The organism is Pseudomonas sp. SC11 (assembly GCF_047039205.1).
Taxonomy (GTDB): Bacteria; Pseudomonadota; Gammaproteobacteria; order Pseudomonadales; family Pseudomonadaceae; genus Aquipseudomonas; species Aquipseudomonas boreofloridensis.
This window is the reverse complement of the sequence record NZ_CP178183.1, coordinates 1,291,354-1,313,990: the sequence shown is the minus strand read 5'-3', so window position 1 is coordinate 1,313,990 and position 22,637 is coordinate 1,291,354. Positions and strand designations below refer to the sequence as shown.

The 22,637-nt window shown below is 59.2% G+C and carries 12 protein-coding genes; 4 read left to right on the top strand and 8 right to left on the bottom strand.

Features of this window, described 5'->3' with window-relative positions; genetic code table 11:
• Positions 1-53: 53 nt before the first annotated feature.
• The 5 genes from ACK2SD_RS06010 to ACK2SD_RS05990 form a co-directional block, all read right to left on the bottom strand.
• A complete protein-coding gene (locus ACK2SD_RS06010) occupies positions 54-2,252 on the bottom strand; it encodes an autotransporter outer membrane beta-barrel domain-containing protein (RefSeq protein WP_412461621.1) in 2,199 nt (732 codons plus the stop codon).
• A gap of 210 nt (positions 2,253-2,462) precedes the next feature.
• Positions 2,463-4,307: a hypothetical protein gene (locus ACK2SD_RS06005; RefSeq protein ID WP_412461620.1), complete on the bottom strand. Its 1,845-nt coding sequence runs from the start codon at positions 4,305-4,307 to the stop codon at positions 2,463-2,465.
• Positions 4,304-6,082, bottom strand: a complete 1,779-nt coding sequence (locus ACK2SD_RS06000; protein WP_412461619.1) for a hypothetical protein — start codon at positions 6,080-6,082, stop codon at positions 4,304-4,306. The genes ACK2SD_RS06005 and ACK2SD_RS06000 overlap by 4 nt, the downstream gene beginning before the upstream one ends.
• A gap of 194 nt (positions 6,083-6,276) precedes the next feature.
• Positions 6,277-10,815 (bottom strand): hypothetical protein, encoded by a 4,539-nt coding sequence (locus ACK2SD_RS05995; protein WP_412461618.1) that lies wholly within the window; start codon positions 10,813-10,815, stop codon positions 6,277-6,279.
• 52 nt (positions 10,816-10,867) lie between these two features.
• The gene (locus ACK2SD_RS05990) at positions 10,868-12,877 is read right to left on the bottom strand and encodes a hypothetical protein (protein ID WP_412461617.1); all 2,010 of its coding nucleotides are present in this window, start codon (positions 12,875-12,877) and stop codon (positions 10,868-10,870) included.
• A 457-nt stretch (positions 12,878-13,334) separates the two neighbouring features.
• Between ACK2SD_RS05990 and ACK2SD_RS05985 the strand changes: the two genes are divergently transcribed.
• Positions 13,335-14,540, top strand: coding sequence for a DUF2599 domain-containing protein (locus ACK2SD_RS05985; protein ID WP_412461616.1), 1,206 nt, complete (start codon positions 13,335-13,337; stop codon positions 14,538-14,540).
• A gap of 12 nt (positions 14,541-14,552) precedes the next feature.
• On the opposite strand, the gene ACK2SD_RS05980 is transcribed toward ACK2SD_RS05985, so the two are convergent.
• The 3 genes from ACK2SD_RS05980 to ACK2SD_RS05970 form a co-directional block, all read right to left on the bottom strand.
• Positions 14,553-15,368, bottom strand: a complete 816-nt coding sequence (locus ACK2SD_RS05980) for an ATPase (RefSeq protein ID WP_412461615.1) — start codon at positions 15,366-15,368, stop codon at positions 14,553-14,555.
• An 87-nt stretch (positions 15,369-15,455) separates the two neighbouring features.
• The gene (locus ACK2SD_RS05975; RefSeq protein ID WP_412461614.1) at positions 15,456-16,451 is read right to left on the bottom strand and encodes an NAD-dependent epimerase/dehydratase family protein; all 996 of its coding nucleotides are present in this window, start codon (positions 16,449-16,451) and stop codon (positions 15,456-15,458) included.
• Between the two features lie 49 nt (positions 16,452-16,500).
• Positions 16,501-17,391, bottom strand: a complete 891-nt coding sequence (locus ACK2SD_RS05970; RefSeq protein WP_412461613.1) for a LysR family transcriptional regulator ArgP — start codon at positions 17,389-17,391, stop codon at positions 16,501-16,503.
• A 125-nt stretch (positions 17,392-17,516) separates the two neighbouring features.
• Between ACK2SD_RS05970 and ACK2SD_RS05965 the strand changes: the two genes are divergently transcribed.
• From ACK2SD_RS05965 to ACK2SD_RS05955, 3 genes are all read left to right on the top strand, one after another.
• Positions 17,517-18,116: a LysE/ArgO family amino acid transporter gene (locus ACK2SD_RS05965; protein ID WP_342650670.1), complete on the top strand. Its 600-nt coding sequence runs from the start codon at positions 17,517-17,519 to the stop codon at positions 18,114-18,116.
• Positions 18,117-18,317: 201 nt separating this feature from the next.
• Complete coding sequence (locus tag ACK2SD_RS05960) at positions 18,318-18,914, top strand: superoxide dismutase (RefSeq protein WP_029613794.1); 597 nt, start codon at positions 18,318-18,320, stop codon at positions 18,912-18,914.
• Positions 18,915-19,128: 214 nt separating this feature from the next.
• A complete protein-coding gene (locus tag ACK2SD_RS05955; protein ID WP_412461612.1) occupies positions 19,129-22,614 on the top strand; it encodes an RHS repeat domain-containing protein in 3,486 nt (1,161 codons plus the stop codon).
• Positions 22,615-22,637: the final 23 nt, after the last annotated feature.

The window sequence follows — 22,637 nt, the reverse complement described above, 5'->3', positions numbered from 1 at the left end:
CAAAGACTCGAGCCCGCGCAATCACCAAGGTGAGTGAGCGGGCTCGAGCGTTTTCAGAAGTTGTAACGCAAGCCGAGATTCACACCATAGGGCTGCTCGATGTTTTCGCCGTTGCTGTATTGGAACTCGCCATGCAACTGCAATACCTCGGACACCTGAGCCGCCAGGCCGACGGCGAATTCTCCGCGGGTGCCGGACAGGTCGTTGCTGAAGCGGTTGTCATTGACCCTGACCTTGTTGCCCTTTATGAACTCATGAGCCGCAGCCGCCTTGACATAGGACTGCACAGTTGCGCCCCCCTCGAGCTGAACATTGCGCCCGAACTGAGCCCCCATCTTGCCCAGCACCGAATCGGCACCGTCACTGCGCGCTCGCAAACCGTTGTCCAGCGAGTAGCTGTCAGAGCCGACCCACAGAGTCGACAGTTGAGTGAAGGGTTCCACGTACCAGCCACCGTCGAGTTTGATGTGTTTGCCGACTTCGATCGAGGCGCCCAGGCCGCTGTTGTCATAGCTGCCTTTGCTGCGCACGCCATCACTCATGATCACATCGCCGCGATTGTCGAAGCGGCTGTACTTGATCACGCCGTCAACGTAATAGCCGGCGTCGGACATCCACGTGGTATAGGCACCCACATAGTAGCTCTTGACCTCGCCGGACGACCCCAGGCTGAAGCTCAGGTCAGATTCGCTGTAGCCGCCCATGACCCCAACCAGCCAGCGCCCATCGTAGCCAGGCACAGCGCCGTCGGCACCGACGCTCAGTCCGCTCTGACTCTGCTGGTAGGCGACACCGCTACCGGCGGACGTATTGAACCGATTGCCATAGCTGCGCATCCAGACGCCCTGCCCCTGCCCCAGGCGCAACTCGCCCATGCGGGTCCGCAGCGACGACAGCTCGCCATACCAGACGGTGGGCGCTGCACTGAACAATCCGAGGACTACGCGAGCGCCAGGGGTGACGATCGGGCCGCCCCCGTCATCGACCTTTTGCACCAGATACCAGTTGTCGTCGTTCTCGCCCTTTTCCAGGGTATAGACGAACGCTCCCCGATCGACATCGTTCTGCAGACCGAACTGAGCACTACCGCCCCCGGTCTGCACGAGCAGTTGCGGCTTGGCACCGTCCTTGGGTTCGCTGCCGGTGCTGCTGACGCTCAACTGGTGATTGCCATTGGCCTCATTCCTGACCACCAATTTGTCGCCTTCGGATTCGGCCAGATCGACCTTCATCACGAATACGCCATTGCCCGACAAGCTATCGACGGTCAGGGTCTTGAACCCTCCGGATACCGTGCCATCGGTATTGAGCACTACCCTGCCGCCATTGAGCGAAAGGTCCTTCACTCCATCGCTCTGCAATTGACTCAGCACCCAGGTGGCGTTGTCGATTCCCAGGCTTCGCACATTGCTCATATTGCCGGTCAGGGTCGCCTGATTGCGCAAGGTAACATCTGCATTACTGCTGGCATCGACCACGATATCGCCTTGAAGCGCGCTGTCGTCGACAACAAAGTCTGCCGTCATGCCCCGATTGACTTCCAGAATGTTGCCGTTGCTCCCAGAGAGCTGGCTCTTGTTTCCCACCAGAATATGCGCTGTGCCCTTGTTGCCGTTACCACTGTCCCTGACAACGATGGCAGCGCCGTTCTGGCCCACCACAGTGGAACCATCGAGGTTGACACGCGCCTCGGGCGCCGCAGTGTTTCGATCCTGGCGCATTTCGATACCCGAAGTTGCGCCAGTGATGGTTGTACCTTGCGAGGCATTGAGTGTCGAACCCAATATGAACGCCCCCACGCCGCTGGTCCCAGTGACGGAGGTACCCGCCAGATCCAGCGTACTCCCACTCGCAAAGCTCACGCCGCTTTGGCCAGTGATGCTGCCGCCAGTGGCACTCATGGTCGAAGCCAAGGCGCCGGTGGCGCCAAAGCTGCCGCCGGTTACCGTCGCATTGCTCAGGCGCGCCGAGCTGCCATCGGTCAGAGACAAGCCGGAAGCCAAGCCTCGCGCTTGAATCGTACCGCCATCGACGACCACACTGGAGCCACTGCGCGCCTCCACATCCAGGACACTGCCGCCCGAAACCACCTCGAGGCTGGAGCCGTTGAGCAAGGTGTAGAAATCGGATTCAGGCGCATCGACACGTGCGCTCTCCCCGTCCAGGGTCTTGGCTTGGGCGAAGCCGTTGACAGTCATCGCTACCAGGGTGGCGACAAAGGTGAGGCGTGAGGTGTGCGTAGAAAGGGCCATGCTGAGTCTCCTGCGTTGAATCGCCTTCCTGATTCTGCTCAGCGCATTCGAATGGCGGCAGATCATGTCCCCAACTTCTGGCCTACTTACTGCCGGCCCCGGAAACATCATGGCGAAAATTGGATGGCCGCGGATTATCCAGATCCTTTGAGATCATTTATGTAGGAATTTTCCTGGCCTTTTAATGAATCCATGGGTCTGCAACGCCCTTTACGGTTGCTCAGCCTGGTCTGCAGCGTGATAGGTGAACGGATCGCCCTTGCCATACTGGCTCTCATCCAACCGAATCACTGGCACCCAGAGATGGGTACGGGCCTTGTACTTTGTCTGGTACACCTTGGCGTCCGCCCCGCCTCCGGCCTTGCCGGCAATGTAATAGAAGGCTTCGATAGGCAGTTTCTCGCCGATGTTCTGAGGCCAGGTCTGGATGAGTATCTCGTTCCAGCCAGAATGCATGTTGGGCAACGAGGTGGCCCTGGCTTGCAAGGCGGCCAGGAACTGAGAGGGCACCTGGGTGCTGAGCGAACATTGGTAGCCTGAGTCACGCACGCTACGCGCGTGACTGACCCACTGCGCGGCGGTGGTGACGTTGATTGCGGCGCAGGAGCTCTGGTCGACGACGCTGAAGGTGCGCAACCCACAGCCGTTATTGATCGCGTTGCTCGCAGTACTTGCGTTGTAAGGGTAGATACAGCGCAAGGTCTGGGCCTTTCCTTGAGCGATGGCGGTTTCCTGGTCCGTGAAGATGAAACCGCTGCGTCCGAACAGACCGGGGGTATGGGAATCCATGCGGCTGAATGAGAACGACACCGATCCCAGCCTTTGCGAACCCGGACTTGGATTCCAGGGATCGAAGGCGTCGTTGTTCGTGCCCCGCGTTATCACGCCACTGCAGTAATAGGCCGGGGTATTGCCGGCGCAAGCCGCAGGTAGCGCCCGATAACGTTCGTTCAACCGCGCAGCGACGAGCTCACCAGGGGGCAAGGCGGATTTGACGATCTTCAGATCCAAAGGTGCGGATATCACCAAAGGTTTACCCTCTCGCCCTAGGCTCGCGGTGATGCGCACGGTCTTGTCCACGTTTTTGGCGACGTCGTCCTTGTTGATCTGGAAGCGGATATCCCCGGTGCCGTCATAGCGTTGCGTGGGCGGCTCCAGGCGGTCTACCCCCTGCCAACGCAGTCCGACGATGTCATCGCGGCGCAGCGCTGAACCGTCTACCTTGATCGGAGTGCTGACACCGATCCGATTGAGATCAAGCTCGCCCTGCACCCCCTGCTCGGCGATGGGCGCGGCTATCGGCGACGGCGCCAGTATCCGTGCACTGACCGCCTGGGAAATACGCAGTGGATTACCATCGCCTCCCACGCTCGCCGTGATCATCACTGCGCTACCGACATTCTGGTCGACGATGCTCGGCGGTACTTTGAACAGTACAGGTCCGATGGTCCCAATCTTCTGCACGGGCAGCGTACTGGTCACGCGGCCCATCCATTTAAGGCCGACGGTATCCCCCAGTTTCATGGCGGGATAGTCGACTTCGACCGTCGCGTCACCGTTACCTGGAAGATAGTCGCCCCCCGGGCCAATCCCGACCAACTTCGGTGCAGGAATGTCGAAAGGCAACGACTGCACGACTTGTACGTCGAGCGGTTTAGAGATGATCAACGGCAAGCCCGTTACACCGACGCTGGCGGTCACTCGTACGGTGGTGCCGACATCGCTCTGGACCACACTTCTGGGCACCTTGAACACCAGCGTACCGACCTCTTCGACCTTCTGCACCGGCAGGTCATGGGACTGCTGACCGCGCCAGCGCAAGCCAACGGTATGGCCTGCAACCATCGACGCATAGTTCACATGCACGCTGACCTGATCACCGAAACTGTCAAGACCGATCACCCGATCGCGACTTTCGACCAGGATCGGCGCCGGCACCTCGAAACGCGCGAGGTCCGCGTTCTCGCGCACGCCTACGTCCTGCCCCTTATCCGTGCATCCCGCTGCCATGAGCAGTACTGAGCTGAGCATGGCTATCCACAGAGTGACTTTCATGGCATCACGCCTTGATCCGCTGGGTTATAGGTGAACGGGGCGGCCTGATCCTGGAAGTTGACTGAGATCAGCGGAACCCAACGTTGGGTTTGGTTTCGGAACTTCTGCTGGAAGACCTTGGCATCAGCCAGGCTGGCCGCCTGACCAGCCTTGTAGAAGAACGCCACGATAGGGAGCTTTAATCCTGAGCCGGCTGACCACGTCTGGATCATCAGTTCGTTCCAGGCATTGTTGAGATTGGTCGTAGGATTGCGCCTGGCCTCCTGGGTGAGTTCGAACTGCTGTGGGACCTGCACGCTCAAGGAGCACTGGCGGGACTGATTGGGGATGTTGAGGGTAAACGCCTGCCACGTCGCGAGCGTGGTCGCTGGAGGCGCCGTCATGGCGCAGGTACTCAAGTCGGTAGGGCTTGTGCTGGGAATGCCGCGCGAGCCGCAACCTTTGGTGAGGGCCTGATCCCTGCCCGTTCCGGCATCAAAAGGATAGATGCACAGCGGCTGCACCGACTTGCCCAGCTTTTCGGCCTCGTCCAGGGGGGCAAAAATGAAGCCCGCTGCACGATAGGTATCGCGAACCACGGCATCCTTGCGCATATAGGAGAATGACGTGCCGCCAATTTCGATCTGGCTGCTGCTCGGATCCCACGGATCGAAATTGCCGTTATCCACTGAACGTACTATTACGCCATTGCAGTAGAACGCCGCACGATTGTTGGCACATGCACCGACGCTGTTGTAGAGCGCATCGAGGCGGGCAAGGATATCGGCGCCGGTGGGTTGAACGATTGCCACTGTCAATGGCGGCGAGACCACGATCGGTGTCCCGTTGCCCCCACGGCTAGCCGTCAACCGGACTTCCCCATCTTTGTCCTGGAGAAACACGCTGCGATCGACCTGAAAGGTCACCGGACCCGGGCCGGCGGCCGTGACGATGGGCGTCAGATGCTCCGTCTTACCCTTGATCAGGACGCGTATCGTCGAACCTGCAATCGTTCCCGGATCGTCGAAGACCACCGTCACCTTGTCCGCCACATCGTTGAGATCCAGTCGTCCCGGGGTCGCTTCGGTCACCGTGGGTGCAGCGATGGTAAGCCGCTCTCCCACCACCTTGACGCTCACCCCTTGGGAAATCAGCAAAGGCCCGCCCGCGCCTACACTGGCACTCACTACCGCGGCGCTATCGGCGTCATCGGCCATCTGAGCGGTGGAGATTCTCAGCGTCGCGGGCCCTACCTGCTGCACCGTGAACACAGGACTCCAATGAGACAGCTTGCCTTTCCAGAGCACCCTGATAGTGTCTCCCACTTTCATGGTGGGGTAATCGACAACCACCCGTGCATCGCCCTGGCTCAGATCGTACTCACCCTCGGCATTGAGCCCTGTTACCACAGGCGTGGGGATCGGCAGGGCCAAATCATCCTGTACCGCTACCGTCAGCGGATCGGAAATGATCAGCGAAGGTATACCTTCTCCCCCCACGCTGGCCGTCAATCGGGCCGTACGACCAGTATCCTTGGCAATCTCCGCCTTGGGTATCCTGAAGACCAGAGTGCCAATCTTGCTGACCCGTTGCGTCGGAGCACTGAACTCGCCCGCCCCTTTCCAGCGCAACCCGACCACGTGACCGACTGCCATATCGGGATAGCTGACGTGAACCGTCACATAGTCGGTGAAATTGTTAAGCCCCAGCGTATGCTGACGGTTGATGACCTGCCCTTGGACCAGCAGTGGTGCCGGAACGGTGAAGTCGGCCGCGGAGATACCGCTGGTAGTCATGGTGACACCTGTGTCCTGGGTGTCATCAGACGCAGTGCGAAGGGTGCTGCAAGCGCCGAGCGTCAAGATACTCACTAGCAAGAGCACGCTCCGAACGCATGACCTTATGTTCATGATGAAAGCTCCTTGAGTGCCATCCCGTCCTGGCCCCGAACAGGATCAGGACGGATGAGTCGCCTCGGATTGACGTGCGCTTACAGCTTCAGCCTGAGCACCTGCGAGAAAAGCAAGCGCTCCGTGGGCAGTTGGCGATAGATGCTGTAGTTCACCAGCACCGTTTTCCCTGCGTTTTCGGTGACCCAGGCTTGATTGATCACGAACTCAGTACCGTTAGGGTTTACCAACTTGATATCCGTTTCCCTGAGCTGTACGCCATCCCAACGGACCTTGACCGTGTGATTCGCAGCAGCCTGGGCATAGCGCACCGTGACGGTGCGGCTGGCTGCGGCATAGCTGGGTGGCTCCAGCAGAATCGGCTGTCGCGCAACAACCAACGACAACACATCGGAAGACTCCCGGCTTGCACCGCCACTGCGCAGGACGGTGTAATTGACCGGTACGGTCTGTCCGATCGAGTCGATCAGCTCCATTCTTGGCACTTGGAAAATGAGATCGATCAGCGCCCCCACGGTGACAATCTCAGAGCGCCACGCCGAGCGTGGATTAAGCCAGCGCAACATCACCGTGTCGCCAGCAGCCATGCCGGCATATCTGCGCACCGTCACCCTGACACTGGATGCGGAGTAGAAATCGTTCATATCCAGTCGGTCTTTGTTTGCACCAGTGGCTTTCTGGACCTCTGGAACTTGCAGACTCTTCTCCACGACTGTGACCCGCGTCGGCGGAAAGTTCTGCACATTGGACGAGTCGTTGACGCCTTCGAAGTTCACCTGCAAAGTCAGGCTCAACTGCTCACCCATCTTGAGCAAGGTCAACTGGCTTCGCTGGATGGGGAGCTCGAGTTTTCCGTTTTTGACATCATCGGCGTTGAGGGTCACGTTGGTCCTGAATGCGTGCAGATAATCCCCGCCCGTTTTCAGCGTGCCACGCCCTACGAGCCAGTAGCGCTGCCCCACCGCGGCGAATGGCCAGAGCTCAACGCGCAATTGGGCATCACCGGTGAAACTCTTCAGGTCAAGCTCGCCATTGACCGCCTGCACCAGTACGGCTGTTTTCAGGTCGGTCGATTGCAGGTACTGAATTCTCAGCGGCAGTACACCTGAGTCCCGGTCATTGCCACCCCGACTGCGTGTGTACTTGACTTCCACGGTCTTGCCAATATTGGCGCCTACAGCCGTGGCCGGCACATCGATATTGACGAAACCCGCCGAGCGCCCTGCGACAGGCGCGATGGTCGGAGTACCAGGCCCTGAGACCCCCACCCACTGCAACGTGATCTGATCGCTTTGCACCATTGCTGGATACGCAACTTTCACCACCGCTTTGGCCCTGGCAAGTATCGGGTTGAGTACCCCAGCTGGCGCACCGTCAACCTCAGGCTCAGGCAGATCGCCAGCGCCCGCCCCATCGGTGACAAGTACCTCCAGCACCGGAAAGCCCTGCGTCTGCGCAAAATCATTGGTGCCCGCGAAGTTGACCTTGAGTGTCAGACGCAGAGGTTTGTCGAGCTCGAGCTTTTCAAGCTCTGATCGTTCGATTTGAGTAATGACCAGGCCAGCACTCACTTCAGCCGCTGTAACCGAGACGTTCTGGCGGAACACGTGATCGAAGTCGCCGCCGCCTTTGAGCGTGCCGGTGCCCACAAGCCAGTAACGCTGTCCTTCAGCGATGAATGGCCAGGGCTTGACGCGTAATGTGGGATTCCCCACGAAGCGGTCCAGATCCAGTTTACCTTCGCGTGCTTCATCGAGCGTGGGGCGCTCCAGATTCCGGGCATTGAGATACTGGATACGCAAGCTCAGCACCTGCGAATTACGTGTGGAGCCGCTACGCGTCCTGATGTAACTCACCTCGACGCTCTTGCCGATGTTGGCCCCGACCGCGCTGGCCGGCACGTCGATATCGACGTAGCCACGGGTGTTGCCAGGGACTGGACTGATCGATGGCGTTCCGGCCCCCGCTACGCCCTTCCAACTGAGTGTGATCTGGTCACTGGCCGTCATCTGCGGATAGGAGACCCGCACCCGCGCACCTGTCCTTGCGTTAATCGGGTCCAGCACGTTGCCGGTACTACCGGTTACGACCGGTTCAGGCAGATCGCCCACCCCCACCCCGCCTGTAACCACTACCTCACAGGGCTCGAACGCCTGGGCGTTGAATGGATCGTTTTCGCCTTGGAAATTGACCATGAGGTTCAAGGTGAACGGCTTACCGGACGCCAGCGTCTCCAGTTCGTTTCGATAGACCTCCATCGCCAGTCCATCGCTGACCTGTGCTGCGACGACGGGGATATGCGACCTGAACTCGTAGCGATAAGCGCTGCCGTCCGCTTTCTCGCCAGTTCCTACCAGCCAATAACGCTGACCTGTCGCGATGAAGGGCCAAGGCTCGACACGCAGCAAAGGGCTGCCCGTAAACGAATCCAGATCCAATTGCCCATTGTTGACATGATCGAGTCGTAGCTCGCTCAGCACGTTCTTATCGAGGTCATCGACTACCAACTCCAGCACCTGCGATGCAGTGGCAATCCCATCTCGGGTGCGGATGAAACTAACCTGGACCGATCGACCAATACTCTTACCCACCGTGGCGACCGGAATCAGGACGTCAACGGAACCCGAAGCCTCTCCAGAGACCGGTTGCACGGGTGGCGCATCGACCCCTCGCCATCTGACCTCGATAAGATCACCCACTTGCATACCTGGGTAGCTCACCGTCACGTGTGCGCCATTGCGCGCCTGCATGGGGTCTAGGAGGCTACCGGCAGCCTCCTTGACTGTCGGGGCCGCCAATTCGGAGGACAATGCTCGAATCTTCAGCGTGAAGATATCGGAGTCCAATGGCCGGTTGAGCATCCGGCAATAGACCTTGACGTCTTTCTCGATATTGCGGGTGATGTACTTCGGATCGATCTCGAACGCCTGATCCTGTTGAGCCTGATTACCGGTAAGGGATCGTTGCTCACGATAGGTATCATCACCCTCAGTCTGTGTGAGGCCTTCCCACCACATCTCAAGCTCGTCACCCGCCGCGAACAAACCTTTGCGGCAGATCACCGTCGTGCCGTTGGGCGCATCCTTGGGATCCAGCACATCGCCCTTAGCATCGCGTACCTCAGGACGTGGCATGGGTGAACTCTCTTTCACCGTCAGGCTCTGCTTGCCAGACATCGAGATGGCGCCACCGATACTGGTGAGCGTGTAGTAGAGTTCGAGCGAGCCTCCGGCGATATGCTGGACAACGGCCTTGTCAAACAGCAGCTCGATGGGCTTGCCCACCTGAACTTCCTTCACGGTGACAGTTCGGTTGTGATAACTGACGCCTCCAGAGCGGGTCTTGCCTATCCATTCAACGAGCAATAGGTCACCTGCTGCCATGCTGGCGTACCGCTCAATCCTCACACTGGCCCCGTGCGCCGGTACCGCGACAGGGTCCAATGTCGAATTGTCGGCCTCCAGCACTCTGGGCGCCGCGAGCGAAATGCGCCCAACCACCCGGATGCTCGTGCTTCGAGATACCGGGTTGGCGCCTGCGAGGAGCCGGTATCTGAGCCGCGCTTGCCCCTGCAGCACTGCGGCCACCTCGTCTTTCGGCACCTTTACGACTGCGCCAGTGATCAAGTCTTGGGCCACTACGGTATGCAGGAGGTTGAAGTCTGGCAGCGTCCCGCCGCCTGCACTTTCGCCCTTCCAGGTGAGAATCAACACATCATTGAGCTTGATACCCGGATAGGGTCCCAACACCACGTCCAAGTCGCCAGTCAACGCTTCATAGTCCACACGCCCCTGGTCGTCGGCACTGGGAACGCGAGGCGCATCCAGCGTCCCACCGCCCAGATCCACCACGCCACCGGCCGAGGGTGACCATTTCGAGCGGTTGTTGACCTCATCGCGGATCTCATAGCGCACCACCAACTGGTCGGTATCGCCCGCCCGCGCGATGACGTCCTGATCGACGTGAATCGTGAAAGACTGAACACCCGAGGGAACGTCCACCCGCACCATCTCGCCGTGCCAACTGAGCCAGGCGATGTCTCCTACCTGTCGGTTCTCGTAAGAGTCGATGATGACATCCACGCCTTTGGCTGCCTGGTTGGCATCGATCACTGGGGGGATGCCCCCGGGCGCTGTGAGGTTTTCGTTTATCTCAGTGAAAGGGTCAGGATCGACGCCGCCCGGAACCTCGCGCTTGACCATGACATCCAGCGGCGTGGACTCATCGGGTATGGGGGCCAATGGATCTTCCCAAGTGTAGTGCACGCGGCCGCTGCCCTCGGGGATACGCGACGGTGCGACCAGAAATGTCATTTGCGACCCATCCGCGGGGAGGTAAATCTTTCTCTCCAGGAGCACACCGTTCCAATACAGCGTGATGATGTCGTCTGGCTCCAGATGCACCGCCAGCACCGTCACCGCGAGCGGGCGTCGCTCATCGTCCAACAGGTGCTGGCCCACGCCGCGGCCCTCATGGGCGGCAGGGATGCTGGGCGGTGGGAGACGGGGAGGCGCCCTGCGTGTAGCCTGCACCGACGAGAGTGGTCGATCATGGTTCATGTTCAGCTCCTGACGCTGGCCGCCGGCTCGACCGGCGGCCGCGTTGTCAGATACGTTCATCGAGCGGTGACCTGCACAAGCCTGGAAGGCGTTTACGCAGGAGACAATCGATTCAACGCGTAGGGATCGGGCAGGTGGGCGATGAACTTTCCCGGACGGCTACAGGCGTCCGATTCGCCTCCGACTTCACCGGCGTCACGGGTGTGAGTTTTGGATTGGTGGCGGTGTAATAAGGCGTGGCAGAGCCGCGGCACACTATGAACGCCCATGCTCGCCGAACCTCAGCCGTGATATAGCCCTGATCGATATGTTTCTGCACGACGGTGATCGGCGGCAAGGTATCGGTCGCCGCCGGAATATCCGTCCCTGGTCTACTGTTCGGTGAATCGTCCGCCCTCAAATAAATCACGACGATGTCGCCGACCGCCATATTGATGTACGCGTCGATTCGCAACGGCAGGTCCGATGCGGCTTCCGCGCGTCCAATGGCACCGTTTGCGTTCAGCCGCGTGAAAACCGGTTTTGCGGGTGGAGTTCCCCCGCCAGGCAGATCGGCGCCACTGAGCACCTTCACAGTCTGAGCGGGCGAGAGCGAAGTGTTCGTCTCCCCGCCAGCGCCGAATGGCCGGGTGACCGTATAGCTCATCGACACCTCGCCACTGCCTTCGGCCAACAGTAGAGCCGAAGGTACGGGGCGCTCTAGATCAACGGCCCCCGAAGCTTCGCCCGCCGTGACTGAGTCAAGCGGGTGAGGTGTTTGTGAGCCCCATAGCAAGGCCAAGCGGTCGCCAGCCTCGAAAAGAACATTGCCATCGACCGTTTCAGGAGAAATGAACAGTGTGGCGTCAATTTTCAAGTCTTCAGGCGAGAGCTCATTCTTTACTTTCGAATCGCCGCCGACGATATCTGCCGGTTTGAGTTTTTCGTGTTCTGGGGTCTCTGGATCAGGATCCGTACCTCCCGGAACCCGCAGTTCGACCTCGACCACAGCGGGTACAGTGGGTGTACCGATAAGAGAACCACTGCGCCAGAGCTCGTAGGTGACGTCGACCGAGCCAGTATGCTTGCCAAGGATGAGCAGGTTGTAGAGCAACATCACTTCAAGCAAAGGCTCGACAATGGGGATGGTGGTAATCTGCGCCGGATCGGCCCGTTGCCCACTCCAAATCACTGTGATCTGGTCACCGACCGAGGCCTCGGGGAACAGAGGAATCTGGACCACGACCCCAGCTCGGGCATGCTCGTCCAGAATCAGACCTTCACTGTCGAAGATCGGTACGATCGGCGTAGGCAGAGGGTTGACCGGAACATTTTTCAGCAAAAGCTCCAGTACACGCGGCTGCGATACGATCGAACGATTGCCGGCTTTATCGACGATCTCATAGGTGAAGGTGATAGGCGCCAAGTCCGGCAGCGCTTGCAGTTTTGAAAGTTCAAACTCTGCGTCTGTATATCGGCCCGAATTCGTGACGGTGAACGGTCCGAATGTCACGTCTTGGGTACCGTCACTGGCGGTGACGGTAATGAGGTCTCCTGATTCTTGATTGACGTACCCTTTGATCTGTACCGGCAACTTGTCTGCCACGAAATCACTGAGGAGAATTCGATTACTGGCCTCGACCGAACGAGGGAACTCGATAGCTGCAAGTGTTTCAGGAGTGTTGCCACCCGGTGGCAGCTTATCGATGCGCAGCAGGCGGGTAGGACCAGGATCACCGTCAGGGTCCGGGAAAGGAATACTGTTATAGCCGAGCGTGAAGGTGACATCGTGCCCCTCCGCGACCGAGTCCCAATTAGACGCGAGAAAGGTCAACACGAATTCGAAGTCAGGATCCGCTTTCTCAGCGGCAGTAATTTGATGTTGTGCCTCTGGGCCAGTGAGCTCCTGGTCATTCCACGTCAGAACGAGTATGTAGTCCTCTTCGCTACTAGGCCAATTGGGGATAACCACCTGGAGGTCTTTATCCTGATCAGCCACCGGCAATATTACATCGTCGATCAGACCAGAAATCTTCATCTCGGGGAGGTCGAGAATGCCTGGATCCTGGGTAAGTTTGATCGAGCGCGCACCGGGCTTCACCTGAACACTGCTGCGTTGAATCACTGTATTATCTGCGGTCATGGTAGAACTCCGTAGTGTCAGCTTACCTTTGAAGTAACCTTGCACGTGCTATTTGAATAACCGCTGAAGTTATCAAATCACAGGCACACGTTCTCGCGGGCGAATTCATGCAGCGCATGAATTAGCGAACTCGTTATTCGGAAAACTTGCAAAGCGATCCGGACGGCCAGGGTGTGTAACTCTTCGGCCAAAACAGTACCCCTCAGCCTCGAGGGCACCCTGTTTAGGGTTCACCTGTTCGTTCGCTATCGCAGTGCTGCAAAAAAACTTAGCAAGAATGGACGCACCGCACACCTGACAAAACTGATAGGTCGACTCGGCAGATCGGCCCTGAGCTTCAGCTGACATTTTTACCAGTTGCCGCCCTAGGCACATTTACTTACGGTCGGTGCAGCGCCGCTCGGGCGCCGCGCTGACAGGGCGCTAACGACACCATCAACCCTGCAAGGGATCCGCCATGTATCCATACCCCGTCATACTGAAGCTGAGCGTGCTTGCAGTAAGCCTGGCTCTTGGCCACACGGTGGCAGTGGCGTCCTCCGGGCCGGAAACGGCAACGGCGCTGCAGGCGCGTTACGATGACGCCCCCGTCAACTGCGGCAGCAGCAATAAACCTCGGTTCCTGTGCGCCGGCGTGATCCTTCGAGGCACGACCCACCTGAATCAGGAAAAAAGCTGGAACCCCTCACCCGAAGAGCGCGCCAACGGCGGCACGGCCTACATGTATCTGGCCAAAAATGCCACTTTCAACCGCCTGGCCTTCAACGATACCGACGGCTATATCATCTACCCCGGTGACGACCGACCGACAGGTATCCAAGCCTTGCAGGTGCTGTGCTTCTTTCCAGCCGATGGAGGGCAGCAAACACGCTCCGAGCAGGGCTGTGGGCCGTCACAAGTGGGCGGAGCCAGCAGTCGAGCCTGCCACTTGCAGGGCATCAGCACAGCCCAAGGCTGGCTTGCCAACTACGGCAATCATCCCGGCCGACAATGCGGCTTTTCGGTCGTCAGCGGATTGGGGCAGGTCGCGGTAAGCGGCTTCAACGCTGGAGTGGGGGCCACGGCACTGCTGCCGGCCACACCCTACAAACAGAACAACGAATTGCGTGCAGAGACCTGGGACATGGATATCCCGACCCGTCTGCCGATCCAGGCATTTTTCTATCTGCACGACAGGCCGTTGGGGTTGCCCAAAGCGCAGCAGGCTCAACGCAGGTTCTATCAGGAGACCGGAACATTCGTCCCGATCATTACCCTGACACTGCCACAACCTGGGCGCGATGCCCGTTTCGACTATGTCGAAGCGTCCCAGGCCAAGCTCGGTGATGTGATCTGCGCACGTTACTTCGTGTCCGGCCACTGGTTCGAGCGCAGCGATGTCAATCCACCTAAGAGGGAATGGGCACTTGGCCTGGTGCCGACAGATTGCGCCCGGGCAGTGAAGGCGAACCCGTCAGCGGATGCGGAAAATGCTGCGGATCGAGAAATGCGTGAAAAATTCAGCAGCGATTGGCAGTGGGTGCAAAATGACAACGGCGGCATGACCCAACAGATGGTCTGCCACATGCGTATTGCCCATGACAAACCGGAATGGAACCTTGAACCCTTCCGCCCAAACCGGCCGCTGGAGGACTACCTCAGAGCCGGCTGCAATTTGCGTTGAAACGCGGTTCGCTCAAGGTCGCGCGTTGAGCTGCTGCTGAAGGTTTTGAATTTGGCTTTGCAAGGTGTTGAGGCTGCGGGTGGTCTGGCCACGGAAGGCATCGAACTCCTGCACGGACGCCCCCGCAGCCTGCGCGGCCGGACGGTTGTCGGCCTGGCTCTTGAGCACCAGCACATCCTGGGCGAGGCTGTCGATGGCCGCGCCTTGCTTCTTCAGGTTGGCCACTTCGCCACTGAGGCTTTTGAGCTGACCATCGAGCTTGCCACCGTCCACCTGACCCGACTTGAGCGCCGCCAGCTCGCCATTCACCGCCTTGAGCTGCTCCTGCAACTGGGCCTGCATCTCGGTGAGCGCTTTCTGCTGCGCGGCGGTCTGCTCCAGCACCTGCTCCAGACGCTTGCCCATATCACCCGCCTGACCAGCGACACCTTCCTGCTGCTTGCCCTGCTCGGCCAACGCTGCCTGCAACTGGCTGATCTGCTGCTTCAGGGCTTCGCTACCAGAGCTGTTGTTCGACTCGCTCGCCGCCACTTTGCCGCTGATCACCTGCAACCGACCCGCCGCTTCTTCGCTGATGCGGGCGAAGCTTTCCTGGGTGGCGACCAGTTGCTGCTCCATCAGCGAAATCTGCTGATAGCTCCACCAGCCAAGACCGCCGAGGGCGACGAACGAAGCCACCAGCAGCGCCCATAGTGGCCCGCTGCTGGCGGGACGTTCGGCCTTCTGGCGCACGCGGGCCACATGGGTCGGCAGCAGTTCGTCATCGTCGGGCGTACCGGCTCTGAGAACGGGGACGTCATCGAAATCGTCGTGGGCATCGTTGCGCATGGGTAGGTTCGACCGAACTGATAGCAAAAAAGGCACATTATAAACAGAGCAGGCGACGTCGTGATGACCGTGACCGGTTCGGCAGATTCAGCGCGAGCCCGGCAGGTGCTGCCACCAGGTGCAGAATTCATCCAGGGCGGTCCACAGACTGACCTTGGGGCGATAGTCCAGATTATGCCGGGCGCGGCTGATATCGAGGGTGAAATCCTGGCTCATCACCTGCACCGCCGTGCGGCTCAGGGTGGGTTGCGGGCGGCCGGGCCAGAGCAGGCAGGCGGCCTCGTTGACGGCGGCCATGCTGTAAGCAAGGCCGTAGGAGCGGTAGCGGGTGACCTGCGGCAGTTGCATCTGGCGCATCACGTAATTGACCACATCCCACACCGGCAACGGCTGGCCGTTACTGATGTTATAGGCCTGGCCGAGGGCCGGCGCGTCGGCGAACAGGGCGCTGAGCAACGCCTCGTTGAGGTTGTGCACGCTGGTAAAGTCGATCTTGTTCAGGCCATTGCCGATGATCGCCAGGCGCCCCTTCTGCTGCAGGCGCATCAGCCGTGGGAAGATGCTCGCGTCGCCGGCCCCGGTGACCAGGCGCGGGCGCAAGGCCAGCACCTCGAGACCGAACTCCTGGGCACCGAAGACCTTCTGTTCGGCCAGGTGCTTGGTCAGCGCATAGTGGTCGTGGAAGCGCCGCGGCACCTGGTCCTCACGCACCTCCAGACGCGAGCGGCCGGTGAAGCAGATCGACGGCGAGGACAGGTGCACCAGGCGCCGTACATGCTCTTTCAAACAACCTTCGACCACGTTCTCGGTGAGCACCACGTTGCCGTGATGAAAGTCCTGATAACGCCCCCAGGTGCCCACCGCCCCGGCGCAATGCACCACCGCCTCGACGCCCTGACACAACCGCCGAGCGACCTCGGCATCGCCCAGGTCACCCGGAATGAACTGGGCGCCGCGCTTGACCAGATGCTCGACGCCCTCGGCGCGACGGCCGTTGACCCTTACCTGCAGGCCCTGCTCCAGGGCGAAGCGCGCAAAGCGCCCGCCGATGAAGCCGCTTGCGCCGGTGACCAGAATTCGCATGTAAGACTCCGCCTTGCCAGATTACAGATGCAGTTGACGCTGCCCGTGCCTACAAGGGCACCAGCCACGCCGGCGCCGCCTGGCGCAGGTGTTCGGTCAAATCGGCGAGCAGTTGCCCGCCATTGCGCCAATGATGCCAGTACAACGGTACGTCGATGGGGGTATCGCTGCAGATTTCCATCAACTGGCCGCTGGCCAACGGCTCGCGCGCTTGCAGCTCAGGCACCAGTCCCCAGCCAAGCCCCGCTTCGGTCAGACGCAGAAAACCCTCGGAGGATGGACACAGGTGATGGATGAAGCTTTCGTCCAGGCCCAGGGACGCAAGGTAACGGTGTTGCAGGAAGTCGTCGGGGCCGTAGACCACGGCGGGTGCGCGGGCCAGGCGCGCGATCTCGAAGCCGCGAGGAAAATACCGGGCCATGAAGGCCGGACTGGCCAGCGCGCGGTAACGCATCGCTCCCAGCGCCAGACTGCGTGCGCCGGCCACTGGCCGCTCGCTGCCACACAGGCACGCCGCCACTTCGCCGGCGCGCATGCGCCGCAGGCCGACGTCCTGGTCCTCCACCACCAGGTCCAGCAGCACCTGCTGGCCAGCGCAGAAATCGCCCACCGCACCTGCCCACCAGGTGGCCAGGCTGTCGGCATTCAACGCGATACGCAGGCGCTCAGGGATGCCCTGCTCGTCCAGTGCCGGCACCTGACGCTGCAGGTCGCGCTCGAGCAGGCGCACCTGCTGGACATGGTTGAGCAACTGCCGCCCGACTTCGGTCGGGCTTGGCGGCGTGGCGCGTACCAGCACTGGCTGACCGACCCGCGCCTCGAGCAGTTTAATGCGTTGCGACACCGCCGATTGCGACAGGCCCAGTACCTGGGCGGCCCGCTCGAACCCACCCTGCTCGATGACGGCCGCCAGTGCGGCGAGCGATTTATAGTCGAACATCGATTTCACTAATGCCTGATCAGCTTTATTTGTTTTTCTTATACCTCTGCGCTCAGCACAATGGCCAGCCTCTTCTCAGGCAACCCGCGTCGCACCTTGCAGTGGCGCTCTTGGAGTCTATGGCCATGTGGCAAAGTTATATGAACGGCATGTTGGTGGCTTTCGGCCTGATCATGGCCATCGGTACGCAGAACGCGTTCGTCCTGGCCCAGAGTCTGCGCCGCGAACACCATGTGCCCGTGGCGCTGCTGTGTGTGGCCTGCGACGCGCTGCTGGTGGCCGCAGGTGTGTTCGGACTGGCCACCGTGCTGGCCCACAACCCGATGTTGCTCGCAGCGGCGCGTTGGGGCGGCGCGCTGTTCCTGATCTGGTACGGCGCCAAGGCGCTGCAGCGCGCCTGCTCGAAACAGAGCCTGGCGCAGCAGGAGGGCCAGGGCCTGCGCTCACGGCGCGCGGTACTGCTCAGCGCCCTGGCGGTGACCCTGCTCAACCCCCACGTGTACCTCGACACCGTGCTGCTGATCGGCTCGCTGGGCGCCCAGCAGAGCGTCCCCGGCGCCTATGTGGCAGGGGCTGCGAGCGCTTCGCTGGTGTGGTTCTTCACCCTCGCGCTGGGCGCCGCCTGGCTCGCGCCCTGGCTGGCGCGCCCGACGACCTGGCGACTGTTGGACCTGATGGTCGCGGTGATGATGTTCGCGGTGGCAGCGCAGTTGATTCTCGGCTGATCGCCACGCGGCCTCCTGTCGCTGTCGCCACCCTCGCGCCGGAACCCTTAATCCCTATAGTTGTTGCGTGGTTATGCGCGGGGGCCGGTGCTATGATCGAACGCTTACGTCGCAAAGAGTAAAGACTCGCCGACGTACAAAGGGCCGCCCGTGATCGGCCCTGCGCAAACCGCGAACTAGACCTGAATCAGGAGATCCACCATGGCTTTTGAATTGCCGCCGCTGCCCTACGCCCACGATGCCCTGCAGCCGCACATCTCCAAGGAAACCCTGGAGTATCACCACGACAAGCACCACAACACCTACGTCGTGAACCTGAACAACCTGGTCCCAGGTACCGAATTCGAAGGCAAGTCGCTGGAAGACATCGTCAAGACGTCGTCGGGCGGCATCTTCAACAACGCCGCGCAGGTCTGGAACCACACCTTCTACTGGAACTGCCTGGCGCCCAACGCCGGCGGCCAACCGACTGGCGCCCTGGCCGATGCCATCAACGCTGCCTTCGGTTCCTTCGACAAGTTCAAGGAAGAATTCACCAAGACGTCGGTCGGTACTTTCGGCTCCGGCTGGGGCTGGCTGGTGAAGAAGGCTGACGGCTCCCTGGCCCTGGCCAGCACCATCGGTGCCGGCAACCCGCTGACCAGCGGCGACACCCCGCTGCTGACCTGCGACGTCTGGGAACACGCCTACTACATCGACTACCGCAACCTGCGTCCGAAGTACGTCGAGGCGTTCTGGAACCTGGTCAACTGGGCCTTCGTGGCCGAGCAGTTCGAAGGCAAGACCTTCAAGGCCTGACCGAGCCTGAAGTGGTTCCGGACCGGAGGATGAACTGAATCCCCTTGGTCTGAGCCAAGCCGCTCAAGCCCGATGCCCCTCAAAAGGCATCGGGCTTTTCATTTTCAAGCCCCCTGATATTTCTGTCAGTTGCCAGATGTGCATGGATCGGCCGACTCTTTGAGCGCCTATATCACCCACTTTTCACCGGTGTGAAACAGTCGAGGAGAGACTCATGAGCGAAGACTTTGGTGGATTCGACTGCATTACGATCGATGAGCGCACGGGCCGCGGACACTTCCAATTGCCGATCGCAAGTTTTCTGGATATCGGCGATGGACCTGCCTTCACACTTGAAGTGACCGGCAGCCTGACGGATATGGCGTTACGGCTTTTCGGCTATGGCACGTGGTCGCTTTACTGGGGAGGACTGGGCAATTCGACCTCACGCTTGAGCCTCAACGACCTGCCTTGCATCAATGAGCAGCGAATTTCCTGCCAGGTCGATATGCACGGATTTGTACGCGGCAATGATTATCTGCTGGATGCCAGCGCCTTCACCAAAGCCCGCGTCGCCAATGTCGAAGAAAATGACAACTACAAATCAGACACCCACGAGAAACATATCTGCGTGATGCTGAAGAATGGCGTCGCTCAAGTGTATGAATTGGTGAGCACTGGGAAGAACGCGTTGGGCAACGTTCTACTGACCCAAGTGGTGGCGCCCACCGGTCAGTCGGTAGAGCTCACCTGGATCGACAAGTCTACACAGCCTCGGTTAGCCGCAGTCAGCGACGCGCAAGGCGATTTGCTGCAGGTAAAATGGCAGGCGGACAAACTCAGTCAGCTGCGGGTCTATCCAGACACCGACCAGGCGATGACGATCCACGCTAAACATGAAACAGACAGTATCGAACTCGCGTTGAGCGGTGCAGGCACATACGCCACCAAGAAAATCTATCGCTTGGCCCTCACGGGCCAGCGTGTCGAAAAACTCGAAGTGATCCGTACCTACGATGAACGCGGTGACCACCCACTGACGGATACGGCACTCTTGACGTACAACAAATCAGCGGTGGCCAGCTACAGCCTGCTGCTACACGGCCAAACGCACGCCAATCGATTCACAGCCGCCTATCGTTACGCCGATGACAGCAAGCATAACACCAGCACAACGACCGTAACCTGCACGCAAGGTACGTGGGTCGACAACGATGGAACATCCAAACCCCATACGCTGGGTAAATATACCTACGTGTACGAGGGAGGCTGGCTCAATTCGTCTACCTTCGAAGTGGACGGCAGCGTAGTAAAGACTACGCACGAACTCAGTGTCGTCAAACATAAGAATCGAAGCCAAATTACGACGACCCGCTCACAGGATGGCCAAGAAGATGGAAAAGTGACTTGGCAATTCGATGCCTACGGGAATTTGGTGGCATATGAAGATGCCGACACGCTCACCGAATGGACATACTACAACGACTACGAAGTCTACAATATCAAGGAAGAAAATGAGAGAGTGTCAGAGATCGACCTCGAAAACTGGTTGAGTAAGTGGCACCTCGCTGCAGTGGATTACGCCAATCCGGTAGGCTTGGGCTTTTACTTCTTTGGTAACAAGGGCCTGACATGGTATACCGTCGCGCACACCACCGTGACCTTATCCCACACGGGCACCGATTACGCACAAAGCGCGTTCCAGCTCCCTATCGAACTGAAGTATCCCGGTAGCAGCGCAGGGTTCTCATCCCACCCTGAGTCAGAACTGGTGTTTGTACGCAAGCAGGGCACACTGCATGCGCAGAGGCTGAACTTCTATGGCTATGCGAAGCTGACGCCTATCCAGCAGCCCCACGTGAACAGAGCGCACGTCTTGGTGCCGTCCCGAAAGCTGACCATATTCGAGCCAGCATTCGAACGTACGGATATCACGGAACTGCAATTGAACATCGCCAAACGCTGGGCGAAATCCTACGTCGACAGTCTGAAAGCGCAACTAAAGGCCTCACAGGATGAAGAAGAGCGTAGTGCATTCAAGGAGATGATGGCCAGTCTGGATAAGTCTTTGGCGTGGCAGAGTAAACAGAACTCGACAGGATTCAAGTTGAAAAAGCCGTGGGCGGCAGACGCGATGCAGGTCGAGGAATTGCTCTACGAAACCGACAAGAAAAAGCCGGGATTTGGTCGAGTCACTACAAATACCCTGTATGCCCTCGATTGTGAAGGGGCAGAGATTGCCTCTACCAAAGTCATTACCTCTGTGACCTACAGTCAACCGCAGGGACATCCGCGCGCACTGACCCGACTCGTGAAAGTGGTATCCCCCGAGAACGAGCCCAGTGTGTCCAGCAGCACGCTATCGACGCTGACCAATACCTTGCTGAATCGAGTCGATGCCGAGGGCACCGATACCCAGTGGACGTACGACAAAACCGGGTGTCTGACGAACGTCAAGTCCACCCGGGCTGGAGCAGTGGTCCATGAAACGACGCATACGCGCACGCAGCTTGCATCAGGGTATTTGCAGCATGAGGTTCATGAGACCGGAACCACACTGGCCAGTCGTCTGACCGTCGATGCGCAGGGACGAGCCCTGGAAACCTCGATCACCTACGATGGTAAAAACTGGTTGCTGATGGCGTCAGCCGATTACGATGATCTGGGCCGCCAGTGTGCGACGAGGATCTTCGATTACGATGCGGGACACCAATGCCTGCATCAGTTGGAAACGCTGTATACCTTTCTCCAAGACCAATCAGGTCATACCACCACCTCAAGACTCAAAGATGCCGCAGAAAACGTACTGGATAGCAAGTCGGTCGACATCACCTACAGCGCCCATTCCAGAAAAGCCGTGCACGGCAATTTCAGCTATGCAACTAGATGGGATCCGATAACAGGCACTCTGACGGAGGAGTCGGGCCTGGACAAGGCCAATCGAGGCACATTGCAGATCAACTCGGTATTCGATGCTCAGGGCCGCAAGACATCCATCGAGTCGCGCAGACTGGATGTGAAAAACGCCGCCCTGCTCAGCGCTACTCAGTTGAGCTACTCCGAGGATGGCTTACTCGCTGGCGTGCACCGAAAAGCGGGCGGGCAATCATTCGAGCAAACATTTGAATACGATGAACACGGCAGACTGATCAAGCAGAATGAAAACGGCTTGATCATCGAAAACCGATACTCCGCCGATAATCACTCCTCGCTCGCCAACGAGGCAACACTGACGCGGGTTAGCACTGGCACTAACGAAAAAACATCAAACCCTATTGTGCTCGGTTCACAAACGGTCGATGCCCTAGGCCAACTGCGTACCCGGACGGTCAATGGAGTCGTCGAGTCGTTCACGGCATCGAATGACACCTCTACCGACGAATCGCCCCCACCCCTAAAAGCATTTTCATCGACCTGGGACAACGCCACTCGGACACTGGACGTTCTGTGTCCAGTGAGTTATGAGTTGGATGGAAAGATCATCGAATCGTTGAACACCCGCACGCTTTACAGCCTACGGGGCCAGATCCTGAAGAAGACAGACATCGTCGGCCAGACCACCGCTTTTACTTACGATGCGTTTGGTCGGGTCACCGAGCAAGTCAATGACGTCTGCAAAACGACTTTCACCTACCAGGATGATGGTCTGCTGTCCCAGGAATGCATAGAAGACGTTGGAAAAAACGCACGCTCTCCGTTCACTATGCCTACGATGCCCTGAGTAACGAAGTATCACGCACCTTT